The organism is Arthrobacter sp. NPDC055585 (assembly GCF_053619115.1).
Map to the genome: position 1 here is coordinate 99,315 of NZ_JBSHIT010000001.1, position 15,142 is coordinate 114,456.

The 15,142-nt window shown below is 64.7% G+C and carries 14 protein-coding genes; 7 read left to right on the forward strand and 7 right to left on the reverse strand.

The window, feature by feature from the left end:
• Nucleotides 1-80: 80 nt before the first annotated feature.
• Nucleotides 81-1,859 carry an acetyl/propionyl/methylcrotonyl-CoA carboxylase subunit alpha gene (locus ACWGQ2_RS00440; protein WP_452013137.1) on the forward strand — a complete coding sequence of 593 codons (1,779 nt, stop codon included), beginning with the start codon at nucleotides 81-83 and terminating at the stop codon, nucleotides 1,857-1,859.
• 108 nt (nucleotides 1,860-1,967) lie between these two features.
• Here the strand turns inward: ACWGQ2_RS00440 and ACWGQ2_RS00445 are convergent, their stop codons facing one another.
• Together ACWGQ2_RS00445 and ACWGQ2_RS00450 are read right to left on the reverse strand one after the other, a co-directional pair.
• Nucleotides 1,968-3,368, reverse strand: coding sequence for an MFS transporter (locus tag ACWGQ2_RS00445; protein WP_452013140.1), 1,401 nt, complete (start codon nucleotides 3,366-3,368; stop codon nucleotides 1,968-1,970).
• A gap of 249 nt (nucleotides 3,369-3,617) precedes the next feature.
• Nucleotides 3,618-5,021, reverse strand: a complete 1,404-nt coding sequence (locus tag ACWGQ2_RS00450) for an NAD(P)H-quinone dehydrogenase (RefSeq protein WP_452013143.1) — start codon at nucleotides 5,019-5,021, stop codon at nucleotides 3,618-3,620.
• Nucleotides 5,022-5,115: 94 nt separating this feature from the next.
• Between ACWGQ2_RS00450 and ACWGQ2_RS00455 the strand changes: the two genes are divergently transcribed.
• Complete coding sequence (locus ACWGQ2_RS00455; protein WP_452013146.1) at nucleotides 5,116-5,919, forward strand: purine-nucleoside phosphorylase; 804 nt, start codon at nucleotides 5,116-5,118, stop codon at nucleotides 5,917-5,919.
• A 28-nt stretch (nucleotides 5,920-5,947) separates the two neighbouring features.
• On the forward strand, nucleotides 5,948-7,702 hold the full coding sequence (locus ACWGQ2_RS00460) for a phospho-sugar mutase (RefSeq protein ID WP_452013149.1): 1,755 nt from the start codon (nucleotides 5,948-5,950) through the stop codon (nucleotides 7,700-7,702).
• A gap of 21 nt (nucleotides 7,703-7,723) precedes the next feature.
• On the opposite strand, the gene ACWGQ2_RS00465 is transcribed toward ACWGQ2_RS00460, so the two are convergent.
• The 3 genes from ACWGQ2_RS00465 to ACWGQ2_RS00475 form a co-directional block, all read right to left on the reverse strand.
• Nucleotides 7,724-9,286: a putative bifunctional diguanylate cyclase/phosphodiesterase gene (locus ACWGQ2_RS00465; RefSeq protein ID WP_452013151.1), complete on the reverse strand. Its 1,563-nt coding sequence runs from the start codon at nucleotides 9,284-9,286 to the stop codon at nucleotides 7,724-7,726.
• Nucleotides 9,283-9,705 (reverse strand): DUF7793 family protein, encoded by a 423-nt coding sequence (locus ACWGQ2_RS00470; protein WP_452013154.1) that lies wholly within the window; start codon nucleotides 9,703-9,705, stop codon nucleotides 9,283-9,285. The genes ACWGQ2_RS00465 and ACWGQ2_RS00470 overlap by 4 nt, the downstream gene beginning before the upstream one ends.
• Before the next feature lie 198 nt (nucleotides 9,706-9,903).
• Entirely contained in the window at nucleotides 9,904-10,968 is a 1,065-nt protein-coding gene (locus ACWGQ2_RS00475; protein ID WP_452013157.1) for a hypothetical protein, read from the reverse strand.
• Between the two features lie 211 nt (nucleotides 10,969-11,179).
• On the opposite strand from ACWGQ2_RS00475, the gene ACWGQ2_RS00480 reads away from it, so the two are divergent.
• The 4 genes from ACWGQ2_RS00480 to ACWGQ2_RS00495 all read left to right on the forward strand — a co-directional run bounded on the left by ACWGQ2_RS00480 (nucleotide 11,180) and on the right by ACWGQ2_RS00495 (nucleotide 12,783).
• Nucleotides 11,180-11,320 (forward strand): hypothetical protein, encoded by a 141-nt coding sequence (locus ACWGQ2_RS00480; RefSeq protein WP_452013160.1) that lies wholly within the window; start codon nucleotides 11,180-11,182, stop codon nucleotides 11,318-11,320.
• Nucleotides 11,321-11,456: 136 nt separating this feature from the next.
• Nucleotides 11,457-12,164, forward strand: a complete 708-nt coding sequence (gene deoC, locus ACWGQ2_RS00485; protein ID WP_452013162.1) for a deoxyribose-phosphate aldolase — start codon at nucleotides 11,457-11,459, stop codon at nucleotides 12,162-12,164.
• 41 nt (nucleotides 12,165-12,205) lie between these two features.
• The gene (locus ACWGQ2_RS00490; RefSeq protein WP_452013164.1) at nucleotides 12,206-12,457 is read left to right on the forward strand and encodes a hypothetical protein; all 252 of its coding nucleotides are present in this window, start codon (nucleotides 12,206-12,208) and stop codon (nucleotides 12,455-12,457) included.
• A 188-nt stretch (nucleotides 12,458-12,645) separates the two neighbouring features.
• Complete coding sequence (locus tag ACWGQ2_RS00495; RefSeq protein WP_452013167.1) at nucleotides 12,646-12,783, forward strand: hypothetical protein; 138 nt, start codon at nucleotides 12,646-12,648, stop codon at nucleotides 12,781-12,783.
• Nucleotides 12,784-12,818: 35 nt separating this feature from the next.
• Here ACWGQ2_RS00495 and ACWGQ2_RS00500 read toward each other — a convergent pair whose 3' ends face one another.
• Together ACWGQ2_RS00500 and ACWGQ2_RS00505 are read right to left on the reverse strand one after the other, a co-directional pair.
• Nucleotides 12,819-13,820 carry an SIS domain-containing protein gene (locus ACWGQ2_RS00500; protein ID WP_452013169.1) on the reverse strand — a complete coding sequence of 334 codons (1,002 nt, stop codon included), beginning with the start codon at nucleotides 13,818-13,820 and terminating at the stop codon, nucleotides 12,819-12,821.
• Nucleotides 13,799-15,019: a hypothetical protein gene (locus tag ACWGQ2_RS00505; RefSeq protein ID WP_452013171.1), complete on the reverse strand. Its 1,221-nt coding sequence runs from the start codon at nucleotides 15,017-15,019 to the stop codon at nucleotides 13,799-13,801. The genes ACWGQ2_RS00500 and ACWGQ2_RS00505 overlap by 22 nt, the downstream gene beginning before the upstream one ends.
• Nucleotides 15,020-15,142 lie beyond the last annotated feature (123 nt).

Here is a 15,142-nt window from a genome sequence, read left to right on the forward strand (position 1 = left end):
CGCAGAAACAGCACGGTTTATGGCGGGAGACAACAAAACCGCGCTACGCTCCCAAGAGATCAAAGGAGCCAGTGCATTTCATGAGCCAGTTCACCCCCGCCCCGCTGGGCAAGGTCCTGATTGCCAACCGCGGTGAAATTGCCGTCCGGATCATCCGGGCCGCCCGCGACGAAGGTATCGGTACGGTCGCCGTTTACGCCGACCCGGACAGGGACGCCCTGCACGTCCGGCTGGCCGACGAGGCCTATGCCCTGGGCGGAAGCACCGCCGCAGACTCCTACCTGGACATGGAGAAGGTCCTTGCCGCCGCAGCGCGTGCCGGCGCCGACGCCGTCCACCCCGGCTACGGGTTCCTCTCCGAGAACGCCGAGTTTGCCCGCCGGGTAATCGGGGCCGGCCTGACCTGGATCGGCCCGTCTCCGGAATCCATCGAGCAGCTCGGCGACAAGGTCCGTGCGCGGCACCTGGCCGCCAAGGTGGGCGCCCCGCTGGTGCCGGGCACCTCCGATCCCGTCTCCAGCGCGGACGACGTCCTCGCTTTCGCCTCCGAACACGGCCTTCCCGTCGCCATCAAGGCAGCGTTCGGCGGCGGCGGACGCGGCATCAAAGTTGCCCGGACGATGGAAGAAATCCCCGAACTCTACGACTCGGCCGTCCGCGAAGCCACCGCAGCCTTTGGCCGCGGCGAGTGCTTTATCGAACGGTTCCTGGATTCCCCGCGCCACGTTGAAACCCAGTGCCTGGCAGATGCCCACGGCAACGTCGTCGTCGTATCCACCCGCGACTGCTCGCTGCAGCGCCGCAACCAGAAGCTTGTGGAGGAAGCACCGGCTCCGTTCCTCAGCGAGGATCAGACCCGCCGCCTCTACGAATCCTCCAAGGCCCTGCTCCGCGAAGCCGGCTACCAGGGCGCCGGAACCTGCGAGTTCCTCGTCGGCACCGACGGCACCATCTCCTTCCTTGAGGTGAACACGCGCCTGCAGGTGGAGCACCCCGTCTCCGAGGAAGTCACCGGCCTGGACCTGGTCCGCGAACAGTTCCGGATCGCCCGCGGCGAAGAACTCGGCTACACCGACCCGGAAATCCGCGGCCACTCCTTCGAGTTCCGCATCAACGGCGAGGACGCCGGCCGCGGCTTTATGCCCTCCCCCGGCACGGTTGAAACCCTGCGCCTGCCCACCGGCCCCGGCGTGCGCGTCGACTCCGGCATCGAAGCCGGCGAAACCGTCGGGGGCAACTTCGACTCCATGCTCGCGAAGCTGATCGTCACCGGAGCTACCCGCACCCAGGCGCTCCAGCGGGCCCGTCGCGCGCTGCAGGAAATGGAAATCACCGGGCTGCCGACTGTGCTCCCCTTCCACGCCGCCGTCGTCGCCGATCCGGCTTTCGCTCCCGAAGAGGGTCCGTTCAGCGTCCACACGCGCTGGATCGAGACTGAATTCAACAACACGATCGCACCCTTCAGCGGTGAACCGGCAAACGGTAACGACGACGACGCCTCCCGCCAGCGCCTCACGGTTGAGGTGGGCGGCAAGCGCCTTGAGGTCATCCTGCCGGCTGGCCTGGCCTCCGCCCGCAGTTCAGCTTCGCCGAACGGCAAGCAGCGCAAGGGCCGGTCCCGGTCAGCAACCGCTGCTGCAACAGGCAACGACCTGACCTCGCCCATGCAGGGCACCATTGTGAAGGTCGCCGTCGAGGACGGCGCCCAGGTGGCCGAGGGCGACCTGATTGTGGTGCTGGAAGCCATGAAGATGGAGCAGCCGCTCACCGCGCACAAGGCCGGCACCGTCAGTGGTCTCACCGCAGCTCCCGGGGCAACCGTGTCCGCCGGTGCAGTTATTGCGGCCATCGTCGACTAAAAGGTCGCCTGCCCCGGGCAGGCATCCGCAGGCACCGACGCTTTCAGTTACACACAGCAAAGAGGCCCGGATCCAATCGGATCCGGGCCTCTTGCGTACCAGCAGGAACTAGCTGGAGTGGTTTACGTAGTCCACGTCCTTGGTTTCGCGGGTAACCCACAGTGCGATGAACGTCAGGACGGCCATCGAGGAGAGGTACACGCCCACCAGCCACGGGCTGCCGTCAGCGGCCTGCCACAGTGCCACGGCGATGAACGGAGCAACAGCTGCGCCGAGGATCGAGGAGACGTTGTAGGCGATGGCCGAGCCGGTGTACCGGACGTTGGTCGGGAACAGCTCGGGCAGAACGGCGCCCATCGGGCCGAAGGTGAGGCCCATCAGGGTGAAGCCGATGATCAGCATCGCCATGGTGCCCACGAAGCCGCCGCCGAACAGCGGATCGAAGGTAAAGCCGAAGGCGAAGATCGCGCCGGTGACCCAGAGCAGGGTCTTGCGGCGGCCGTACTTTTCAGCCAGCGGACCGGCAACCATGGTGAAGATGCCGAAGAAGACGACGCCGACGATCAGCATGATCAGGAAGTCGTTCCGGGCGTAGCCCAGGCCGGAGGCGAAAGTGTCCGGATCGAAGGCCTTGCCGGCCGCTTCTGCCTTGGCAGCAGCTTCTTCCTCAGTCTTGGCTGCGGTGCCGTAGGACAGGGTGAAGGTGGTCATCAGGTAGAAGAGCACGTAGGTGGCCAGCATGATGAAGGTGCCCGCGATCATCGGGCGCCAGGAGAACTTGAACGCAGCAGCCAGGGGCAGCTTGCTCACTTCGCCCGAGTCCATGACCTTCTGGAACGCCGGGGTTTCCACCAGCTTCAGGCGGACGTAGAGGCCAATGATGACCATGACAGCGCTGGCCAGGAACGGGATACGCCAGCCCCAGGACATAAACGCGTCCTCGGACAGGTTGAAGCTGAGGATCAGGAACAGGCCGTTGGCCAGGATGAAGCCGATCGGCGCCCCCAGCTGCGGGAAGGTGCCGTAGATGGCGCGCTTGTTTGCGGGGGCATTCTCAGTGGCCAGCAGCGCCGCGCCGGACCATTCGCCGCCGAGGGCCAGGCCCTGGGCGAAGCGCATAACAACCAGCAGAGCCGGTGCCCAGAAGCTCCAGCCGTCCATTTCCGCCGTCGGCAGGCAGCCGATCAGGAAGGTGGCGATGCCCATGGTGAGCAGGGAAGCCACCAGGGTGCCCTTGCGGCCAACCTTGTCTCCGAAGTGGCCAAAGACGATTGAACCCAGCGGGCGGGCAATGAAGGCCACACCAAACACGGCGAAGGAGCTCAGCAGTGCAGTGACACCTTCAGCGTTCGGGAAGAAGAGAATCGGGAAGACCAGGACTGCAGCCGTCGCGTAAACGTAGAAGTCGTAGAACTCGATGGAGGTACCGACCAGAGACGCGACGATCACGCGTCCGCGGGAATTGGCCGGGGCCTTTTCAGTCTCGGCACTTGGAGTGTTAGTTGACATAGCAAGTCTTTCGGATGCGGGTTGGAAAGTAGGTTCATCCTAAAACCCGGCGTCCGCCATTCGGACATTGGTCCACTATGTGGACGTAACGTTGGACAAACCCTGAAATTCCGCGTCAAACGGCCCGCTTCCGGAGCGTCGAAAAAGTCCATAAGCGGGCAACCCACTCCCCCCAGATAGCAGAAACTGCCCGTATCAGGGCTGATACGGGCAGTTTCTGCTATCTCGTTTGCGGGGCTGAGGACCGGGCTAGATGTGCACGTGCAGCCGGCGGGCGGCTTCGGAAATCGAGCCGGTCAGCGACGGGTAGACCGTGAAGGTGTTGGCGACGTCGTCAACGTGCAGCTTCTGTGTCACGGCCAGCGCGATCGGGAAGATCAGCTCCGAGGCGCGGGGACCGACGACGACGCCGCCAATCACCGTTCCGGATCCCTTGCGGGCAATGATCTTCACGAAGCCTTCCTTCACGTCCATCATCTTGGCCCGCGCGTTGGTGTGCAGGGAAAGCTTGATGACGTCGCCCTGGTAGCGGCCGGCATCGACGTCGGCCTCGGAAACGCCCACGGAGGCGATTTCCGGCGAGGTGAAGATGTTGGAGGCAACGTGCTTGAGTTTGAGCGGCTTCACGCTGTCACCCATCAGGTGCGCGATCGCAATGCGGCCCTGCATGGCAGCCACCGAGGCCAGGTTGAAAACACCGGTGCAGTCGCCCGCGGCGTAGACGTTGGGTGCGGTGGTCCGGGAAACGCCGTCCACCTTGATCTGGCCGCGGTCATCGAGGGCGATGCCGGCTTCCTCCAGCCCGATCCCCTGCGTGTTGGGAATGGCGCCGACGGCGACCAGGCAGTGCGAGCCTTCCACCGTACGTCCGTCGGAGAGGGTGACCAGCACGCCGTCGCCGGTGTTCTTCACGGAATCGGCGCGGGAGCGGGAAAGAACGGTCATGCCGCGGGCCTGGAAGACGTCTTCCAGCACACGGGCGGCGTCGGCGTCCTCACCGGGCAGCACCCGGTCGCGGCTGGAGATCAGGGTGACGCGCGAGCCCAGGCCGTTGTAGGCGGAGGCGAACTCCGCGCCGGTGACACCGGAGCCGATCACGATGAGGTGCTCGGGAACCTCGGTGAGGTTGTAAATCTGCTTCCAGGTGAAGATCCGCTCACCGTCCGGCATGGAGGTTTCCAGCTCACGCGGGTTGGCGCCGGTGGAGATCAGCAGCGCCTCTGCCTCGACCGTGGTGGTGGTGCCGTCGTCGGCGGTTGCCTCGATGGTGTGGTTGTCCACGAGCCGGCCGTTGCCCAGCACCACGTTCACGCCCATGCGCTCAAGCGTGCGGCGGATGTCGTTGGACTGTTCGCGGGCCAGTGCCAGCAGGCGGTGATTGACCATCTTCAGGTCTGCCGCAACCGGCCTGGCGTCGCCGAAGTCCACACCGAGGTTGGAAGCTGAGCTGAATCGGGTCATCACATCAGCAGTGGCGATCAGGGTCTTGGACGGCACGACGTCGGTGAGGACGGCTGAGCCGCCCAGACCGTTGCGCTCAACAATGGTGACGTCCGCCCCCAGTGATGCTGCCACCATAGCGGCCTCGTACCCGCCGGGACCGCCGCCGAGGATTGCGATTTTTCGGGCAGTGAAATCTAGTTGGCTCGTCACAACTGTCCATTGTGTCTCATCCTGTGAAAGCGCTCAAACGGGGCATCGGGGACCAGCACCGGCAGGGTTGGCCAACTCACGGTAAGTTGTACGGGTGAGCAACGACGAACCCTTTGAACTTGCCCGGCACGCTGCAGCGTACATTGCCGAGAAAACCGGCGTACCCAGCCATGACATCGCCCTGGTCCTGGGCAGCGGATGGGGTGAGGCAGCTGAGCTGATCGGTGAAATCACCGCCACCATCCCGGCGTCGGAAATCCCAGGCTTCTCCGCCCCGGCGGTGCAGGGCCATGTGGGAACCATCCGGTCCATCCTGACCCCGGGCGGCAAGCGCGCCCTGGTGCTGGGTGCCCGCACCCACTACTACGAGGGCAAGGGCGTCCGCGCCGTTGTCCACGGCGTGCGCACCGCAGCAGCGGCCGGCGCCAAGGTGATGGTGCTGACCAACGGCTGCGGCGGCCTGAACCTGGACTGGAAGCCCGGCACCCCGGTGCTCATCAGCGACCACATCAACCTCACGGCCACCTCACCGCTTGAGGGCGCAACGTTCGTGGACCTGACGGACCTCTACTCTCCCCGCCTGCGCGACCTGGCCCGCAGCATTGACCCGACCCTGGCCGAAGGCGTGTACGCCCAGTTCCCCGGCCCGCACTACGAAACCCCGGCCGAAGTCCGCTATGCCAAGACGATCGGCGCCGACCTCGTGGGTATGTCCACCGCGCTGGAGGCCATCGCCGCACGCCACGCCGGTATGGAGGTGTTCGGCATCAGCCTGGTCACGAACCTCGCCGCCGGCATCAGCCCGCAGCCGCTGAGCCACCAGGAAGTTCTGGAAGCCGGTGCCGAAGCCGGCCCGCGCATCTCCAGGCTGCTGGCCGGAATCATCGGCGCCATCTAGCAACGAACCCTATATAACAGGACATCCCATGAGCTTGACCGCCAACGAACGCGACGAACTGCTGGAAAACGCCCGGAGCTGGGCGGCCACGGACCCGGACCACGCCACTGCCGCCGAACTGCGCGCGCTGCTGGCGGACGCCGCAGCCGAAGGGGAGGCAGCCGAGGCAGCACTGGCTGACCTGGCCGACCGGTTCTCCGGAACCCTTCAGTTCGGCACCGCAGGGCTGCGTGCCGCCCTCGGCGCCGGGCCGATGCGCATGAACCGCGCCGTCGTCCGCCGCACCGCAGCGGGCATTGCTTCCTTCCTGCAGGACAAGTCCGACGGCTGGACCCCCAGCGCAGTGATCGGCTACGACGCCCGCTACAACTCCAAGGCCTTCGCCCTGGAGACGGCGGCGGTCTTCAGCGCCGCCGGGATCGAAGCCTTCCTGCTGCCCTGCACGCTCCCGACGCCGGTGCTCGCCTACGCAGTGCGGGCGCTGGACACGGATGCGGGCGTGATGGTCACAGCCAGCCACAACCCAGCACAGGATAACGGCTACAAGGTCTACCTGGGTGGCCGGACGGTCAAGGGGCCGGGGCGGGGCGCGCAGATTGTGCCGCCGTACGACGCCGAGATCGCCGCGCGCATCGACTACACCGTGCCGCTGTCCTCGATTGAGACGGCGCCGGAAGGCTGGACGGATGTGTCCGAGTCAATCGTGGCGGACTACATCAACGCCGTCGACGCACTGGTGTCCCGCGACGGGTACCCGGCCCGGGACCTGAAGATCGTCCTGACCCCGATGCACGGTGTTGGCGGGGAAACCATGATGTCAGTCCTGCGCGACGCGGGTTTCACCGCCGTAAAGCTGGTTGCTGCACAGGCGAAGCCGGACCCGGACTTCCCCACGGTTGCGTTCCCCAACCCGGAGGAGCCCGGGGCGCTGGACCTCGCCGTGGCCATGGCCGCGGAGACCGGGGCGGACATTGTCCTGGCCAACGATCCCGACGCCGACCGCGCCGCCGTCGCTGCCAAGGACCCGGCCACGGGCGAGTGGCGGATGCTCCGCGGAGACGAGACCGGCGCCCTGCTGGGCGCCCACCTCGCCACCCGGATCCGTTCCGGGCATTTGAAGCTGCGCGGCAATGCCGGCCGCTCCCCGGTGTTTGCTAACTCCATTGTTTCCTCGCGGCTGCTGGCGCGGATCGCGGCTGCCGCGGGGTTCGCACATCAGGAGACGCTCACCGGCTTCAAATGGATCTCCCGCGTCCCCGGCCTGGTCTACGGCTATGAAGAGGCCCTGGGCTACTGCGTGGCACCGGGACTCGTGCGGGACAAGGACGGCATTTCTGCCGGACTGCTGATCGCTGAACTGGCTGCCTCGCTGAAAGCTTCCGGGCGCACCCTGTTCGACATGCTGGATGATCTAGCCTTGGAACACGGCCTTCATGCCTCAGACCAGCTCTCGGTACGGGTGGCTGACCTGGCGCTGATTCCCCAGATGATGACGCGCCTGCGGGAGCAGCCGCCGGTGTCCCTGGGCGGCTCTGCCGTGATGTCCGAGATAGATCTCTCCGCAGGTTCGGCAGATCTTCCGCCGACGGACGGCCTGCTCTACCTAACCGGGGACGATACCCGGATCATTGTGCGGCCTTCCGGCACGGAGCCGAAGCTGAAGTGCTACCTGGAAGTCATCGAGCCGGTCTCCGGACGCGAAGGACTTGCTGCCGGCCGTGAGGCGGCGGCGAACCGCCTGGCGGCCGCGAAGGCTGACATCGCGGCCGCACTGGGACTCTGATTCCGGCCCGGGTGCACACGCCTAGCCTGCGGCGGGCACCTGGGACCGGCTCAGCGGAAGCCGTGTGCCCTCCAGCAGGATCCGGGCAACCTGCGCTGCCTCCAGCGGCCGGCTGAAGTAGTAGCCCTGGCCGCTGCTGCAGCCCAGGGACAGCAGGTCAACGGCCTGCTCTGCGGTCTCGATTCCTTCGAAGACGGCTTCCATGCCTGCGGCCTGGATCAGTCCGTGCACAGCGTCCACGAACCGGCGCTGCCCCGCGTCGGCACTCATGTCGCGGATGAGGCTGCGGTCCACCTTCACGGTGTGGACTGGCAGGCGGCGCAGGTAGCTGATGGAGGAATAACCTGTTCCGAAGTCATCTATCTCAATGCCGACGCCCAGCGCGTTCAGCGACCGGAGCGAATACATCTCCACGTCCCCGCCTGTGACAAAGGCGCTTTCGGTAATCTCGATGATGAGACGCGACGCCGTTATGCCGGTTTGCTCAAGCGCCTGGCGGACATGGTCCACCAGATCCAGCCGTTGAAGCTCCATCGCGGAGAGGTTCACGCGCACCTTGAAGTCTTCGGGAAGCAGTGCCTCGCTTTCCCACTGCGCCACCGTTTCAAGAGCGGCGCGCAGCACCCAGCGGCCGAGCTCGAGGATGATGCCTGTCTCCTCCGCGATGGGGATGAAGTCATCCGGCATCACCAGCCCGCGGGTGGGGTGCTGCCAGCGGATGAGTGCCTCAACGCCGGTCATTCTGCCGGAGGCAAGGTCAACAACGGGCTGGTAGTCCAGGAACAGCTCATTCCGGCCAATTCCCTTCCTCAGTTCAGCTGCCATGTCCCGGCGCAGCTGCCGGGCGTAAAGCATCACCGGCTCGAAGACTTTGTTCTGGCTCCTGCCCGCTTCCTTCGCTGCGTACATGGCGGTGTCTGCGCGCACCATCATGCCCTCGGAGCCCTCGCCCTCAGCCGCTGTGTGGACGCCGATGCTGGCGCACGGCCAGACTTCAAGCTCTTCGACCCGGATGCTCTCACCCAGGGATTTCTGGATGCGGTCAGCTACACCAAGGGCGGAAGACAGACCACCGCGGGGAAGCAGAACGGCGAACTCATCGCCGCCCAGCCGGGCAACGGTGTCTGCTTCACCGGTGGCTGCGCCGATCCTGCGGGCCACCTGAACCAGGACCTGGTCCCCCACCTCATGCCCAAAGGTGTCGTTGATGTCCTTGAAGTTGTCCAAGTCGATCATCAGGACGGACGGCCCCTGGGGCGGGCGGGCAGCAAGTGCCGCGGCGACCTCCTGCATCAGGGCAGCACGGTTGGCGGTACCTGTCAGGCTGTCGGTCAGCGCCATCTCGCGCATCTGCAGGTGGGCGGCCCTAAGCTCACGGGTGCGTGTCTCCACGCGTTCCTCAAACTCCTGGTAGACAGTATTCAGTTCCTCGGCCAGCAGGTTGATACCGGTGATCACTGCATCAACGTCATCCCGCGCCGGTGACGTGCTGATCCGGGTGGTCAGGTCACCTGCCGCGATCCGGACGATGCCGTCCACCAGCTGCTGCAGCCTGGTATCCGCCGGGCCTTCCGACCCGCTCATTGAGCGCGGCTCTCCAGCCATGCCAATGCCTCACTGCGGGAGGAAAAATACCGGGTGGGGCACTGGGGCAGGTCGCCGCCGAGCAGGAAGTTGGCAATGACCCGGTCTACCTGGCTTGCGCCCAGCACAGCTACTGCTGATACGGATTCGGCCGCAGCGAAAACACCGCGGGCTCCTCGCGTGATGGCTTCAACTCCGGTCACATCCAGCAGCAGCGGCTGCTCACCGGATTCTGTCAGCTGCCCGAATTCTTCAGCTGCCTGCGCCGCCACTGGCCCGGTGACCACCCGCCCGGCGGGCAGGGTGATCCTGACATACCCGGGGAACCCGGACACTTCTGCCTTATCCGCGGCGGCAGCATCACTGCCGCATGGTGCGTCTTCCGCGGCGCCGTTAGCAAGTTCCTCTTTTACCGCCATGACGCCCCCAATGCGCTCGACGCTCCAACGTACCTTGCGCCGCTGTGAACAGCGGTTTCCTGCAGGACCAACACTCGAGACTGATTCAAATTTCCCCCCACCAAACTCCCCCATTAGATTCCGGCGCACCGTTTCCGGCCCCCGGCTCCGCTAGGTTCGGCCATCCTAGCGGATTCATGCACTCGTATGCAGTCTTATCTAGTTGACTACCCCGCTGTGTCCCAGACCGGCGAGAAACTCCTTTGCCTGCTGGGCCCGCAGCCCCGCTCCGGCCCGGTCGAATACCTCTACGCTGGCCTCTGCTTCGGCCACGGCCATTTGGAAATCCCCTGTTTCGAACAGAATCCGCGCATAAAGCAGCCGGCCGTCACCTTCACTTAGCGGCGTCATGGACTGAACTTGTTCCAATGCCGCCGCCATCTGTGACCGGGCGGCATGGAATTCTCCGGTTACATACCGCCAGTGGGCCCTGATTATCTCGATATCCAGCTCATCCTGCGGGCTCCCGCCGCTGATGGAAAGAGCCATTTCCGCCCGTTCAATGCACTGGAGAGTCTCAGGTTCCACGAGTTTGGCGGACAACCGCATGAAGGCAGAGGCCTTGTTAAACAGCGCCCACAGGCCAAGATCGTTAATCCGGGACAAACTGTCCGAAGCCAGCCGGTGGAAGCGGACACCATCTGAATCACGCCCCAGGAGGAAGGCAACATTGCCCACCACCCAGTATCCTTTTCCTGCCTTCTCCGGCGATGTTTCCGCATTGATCATGCCGGCCAGCGTCTCGGCTTCTTCCCAGGCATCATGAAGATTTCCGGTTTCAGCCAGAACAGCTACAAGCACCTGCTGCGCTTCGAGCTTTCCCCGGCTTCCATACGCCGTGTCGGGGAAGTTGACCGCTGCTTCCCGCGCTGCAGCCAGTGCTTCAGGGAGCTGTCCAAGACTTCGCAGCCCGGCCGAACGGATGGCATTCGCCCTGGCCATCAGCTCGGGATCAGTCAAGGTCATCTCGTGTGTTGTGAGCTTCAGGGAAGTTTCAGCGCTTTCATCCATATGGCCCAGTTCGAGCTGGCATTCAGCGAGCAGGCACGTCATGCGCCACCATCCGGCCTGGTCTCCGCGGCCGGCGGCGGCATCAGCAGCTGCTCTTATGTACTCGATAGCCGCCGAATACTCACGCTTTTCCCACAGCTGACGGGCCCTGTACTCGTTGAGTATGAAATCGTCAATCATCCAAAGCCACGGCACTTTCTCGCTCTCGCCCATCGGCTGTCTGTTCAGCAATACATTACGTTCCATTCTCTCCCCCCGTAACATCCAGCCCAACATTACGGTCAAGGAGGCGTAATGCACCGCGAATTTGACGCGCGGTTCCCGCGCTCCCATGAAAAGCGGCATAGGTATCTCCATCGGGCGATTTCTTCTGTACCATAAAGAAGTCAGCCAACTAGGCAGCATTCACACTTGAGGAGCTCTTATGAAAAAACTTGGCGTATCGGTTCTGCTCGCCGCAGCCATTGCCGCCGTTGGCGTAGCAGCCCCCGCTAACGCAGCACCTTCCTTCGGGAACGGCGGCGGAAACGTCGCTCAGCCGCTCGTTGGCAACTGGCCGCTCTAGGCTCAGAAACAAAGCCGGGCAGATACCTTCGGGATATCTGCCCGGCTTTTTTGTGCCCGGCGGCACCCCTTGATCTGCGGCACTGTTCCGGGCCGTCATATGGGAGACTGGAATTTCAGTTTTGGAAAGGACCGCCATGCCCACGAACGCCGCGCCTGAAGAGACTCCGCAGACCGCGGACCTCGCCTCCTACATTGACCACACCCTGCTGAAGCCCGAGGCTTCACGTGAAGACATCCTGCGGGTCTGCGAAGAAGCAGCCCAGTACGGCTTTAAGTCCGTCTGCGTTAACCCGCTCTGGGTCTCCACAGTGCACACTGCGCTGAAGGACTCAGGAGTGGACACGTGCTCCGTCATCGGATTCCCGCTTGGAGCCACCACCACCGAGGTAAAGGTCTTCGAAGCTCACGGAGCGCTTCAGGACGGCGCCGATGAGATTGACATGGTCATCGACATCGCCGCTGCCCGCCGCGGAGACCGGGAAACCCTGGTCCGTGACATCGCTGCTGTTGCCGAAGTTGTCCACGAAGCCGGCGGGATCCTGAAGGTCATCATCGAGACCTCGCTGCTCACCGACGAGCAGAAGGTCCTCGCCTGTGAAGCCTCCGTGGACGCCGGCGCCGACTTTGTGAAGACCTCCACCGGATTCAACGGCGGCGGGGCCACGGTCGAAGATGTTGCACTGATGCGCCGGACCGTCGGTCCTGACTTGGGTGTAAAGGCATCCGGAGGCGTCCGCAGCCGCGAAGATGCGCTGGCGATGATCAACGCCGGCGCCACACGAATTGGAGCTAGCTCCGGAATCGCTATTGTTAAGGGTGGTAACGGCGGGTCCGGTTACTGATCCGTCCGCCGCTGAAAACTTTTTGAAACGGAGAAACTCCCATGGCACGAACCCAGGCCAAACAGCCCACCCACTCGGGCGAAGGACACCTGGTCTCGAACCTCGTCACCTTCATCGTCTTCTTCGGGCTCTTCTGCGCCTCGATTTACGCCCTGAACTGGCTGACCCTCGACGTGATCTGGCCGATGGTGGTCTGCCTCGTCGTTGGTACGCTCGTCTACCTCATCCCGTTCATGATGGGCCGCTCGGACACCACCGTTGAACTAGCTGAAGGCAAGTCCCACAACGAGTAATTCACGGCGGCCGCTTCCCGGCGAAGCGCCCCGAGATAACAGAAACTGCCCGTTAGACCTGGTCTAACGGGCAGTTTCTGTTATCTCGGGGAGGAAGCAGGGAAATCGTGGAAATAGGTAGGACTCTCCAGGAAACAGGTAGTAAGTACTCTTAGCAGCTCTCCGGCGCCGTTCCTACGCTCGTGCGCATGAGCACAACACTGACGCGCAGGCAATGGCGGGCTGAACGCAGCCGCCAGCAGCGGTTTACCCGAATCTCCTACTCAGCCATCGCAGCCCTGGTGCTTGCAGCTGCCGTCGTCTTCGCGATCGCCATCCGGACGTAGGGAACCCGCCAACCGCCGCGCAACGGGCGCACCTGCTATCGCGCTGGCTGCCCCGCAATACGTGAACTCCAGGAAAACTCCGGATCATTGGAGTACCAGTCCCACGCCACCAGTTCCGGCACCAAGGTCTCCACCAGGGCGGACACCAGCCACTGTTCCTGCCCCGGATACGGAACGGACACCGACGCTTCAGGGAAGCTCCCGCCCACGGCGACGATCTGCGCTCCGCGCGGCACCATCCAGTCCAGCGCCTGCTGGTCCCACTGCGACCCCGTGAACACGAGCGCACGGTAGTCCAGCGTCTTGGAAAGATACACGTCCACATGGGACCAGTCGCCGGTTTCGCTGCCGTACGCAGGGCGGCGGGGCACTTCGCGGATCATCAGCGAACCCTGGCCTGCACTGGAGAAGCGCTCGGCAGGCGCCAGGAGGAAGGTTCCGTCCGGTCCCTGCAGGATCCGGGAAACCACCGGGAGCCATTCGGCAGACGTTTCCAGCAGAGTCCGGCTCCCTTCCGCAGCACGCTCTGCTGTTTCGGCAAGCGATCCGTAGGCGGCGCCGTAGCGCTCCAGGAGTGCGGCAAGCACCAGCAGGGAGTGCCGGAAGTTGCGGCAGGAAATCCCTGAGACCTCCTCCCCCGCATTCATCTGGACGGTGTAGTCGGCCATTGCGGCCAGCGGTGATTCGGGTTTGTTGGTGACGGCCACCAGGCCGCCGGTGCCGCGGTAGCGCTCAGCGGCGGCCAGCACTTCAACGCTGGTTCCGGTAGCCGACACCGCCACGACCACCAGGTCCGGTGCCGGCGCCGGCAGCAGCGCCGTGCTGGCCAGCTCAACCTGGACGTTAACGCCGTCGGCCCGCGCCTTCCGTGCAGCCGTAGCCGCGGCATAGGCACTCGACCCCATGCCCAGGATCAGGATCCGCCCGGCCGGCGGAAGCTCCGCCACTCCGGGATAACCGTTCTCCAGCAGCGCCGCCATGCGGCCCAGATAGTCCGGGACCTGCTCCAGGTCTTCTATAAAGCGGGAGGTGTCCACGCGGGCTCCTTTGTCTGTGTGGTGCGGGCGGGGTCCCGCTTGAAACGATGGGTAATGGCACCGTCTGCGGCGTACTGCCAGCGAGGCAGGTAGCGGTGGGCGTAAATGAGCTCACGCAGCAGCTGCTCAGCGATCAGGCCGGGCAGCATCGCCGGATCGAGCAGGTCCGGATACCCGGCGCCTGCTGCGGTGGATTGGTAGGCCTGGACCAGCTGCTCCTGGGCGTCCCGTGCCCAGCCGTAGAGCCGGTCCAGCGAAGCCGCGTCTGCCACCTGCAGGCGTTTGGCAGCCACGGAGGCCACCATTTCCAGGCTGGCGGTCAGGTGTGCGACGTCGCGGGCTGCTGTGTCGGGACGGTCACGTTCGGCGTCTGGCAGCTGGGGGTCCCCGTCAAAGTCCAGCAGCCAGTACTTGTTCCCGGAGCGCAGCACCTGTCCCACATGCAGGTCACCGTGCAGGTCGAAGGCCGGTGCGGCACTTTCGGGGATGGCGGCCAGCAGGGCACGCAGGTTATCGGCCCGGTTCGCCAATCGCGTTCCGGCGTCGCCTTTCGTGAGCGTCAGTGCAACATCCAGCACGCCGTCGGCACGCGCCCGCACCTCTGCCGCGCCCGGCGCCGGCAGCGGATCGGCCGCAAACAGGGCGGTGTGCACCTCGGCCGCCAAACGTCCCAGTGCCGCCGGCAACTCCGGCAGGGCACCTCCGCGGAACCAGGCAGCGACGTCGTCCGCCGCCCAGGTCCACCCGTCTTCTGCATCCGGAATGACGGCGCTGACCAGGGCCAGGGTGCTGCGTCCGCGCTCGGGATGATCCCACTCCAGGGAACCGTAGTAACCGGGCACAGCGTCCACGCCGGCATCCGCCAGCCGGGCCAGCAGCCGTGCGGAGCGGTTGGCTCCGCCCCACTGGCGCACCAGCTTGATGATCTTGTCCCCGCCGACCACAACGGACAGGTTGGTCATGTCCACGGGCACGGCGGTCTCGTCCAAGCCCGGGCCGGCCGCCAGTCGGGTGCGCACCGCATGCAGCTGGCCGGCAGAGGCCGCCAGAGCCCCCGCGTTCCCGGCAATTATGGCAGCCGTGAGATCCGCGGCCAGGCCCGCACCCGCCGCCGCGGGCAGGCCCCGGGCATCCAATGCCATCAGGGCGCCGTCGGGCTCCAGCCGCAAACAGCCGTGCACGGCCCGCACTTCATCCATGGATCCACCTTCACATTCCTTGCACGCTGATTCAAGGACCGATTGTTAAATGCTTGTTACGGCTAAAAATAACCGTTGTATTCCTTGAACTCTAATGCAAAGATCAATTCACCACCCAGCCGG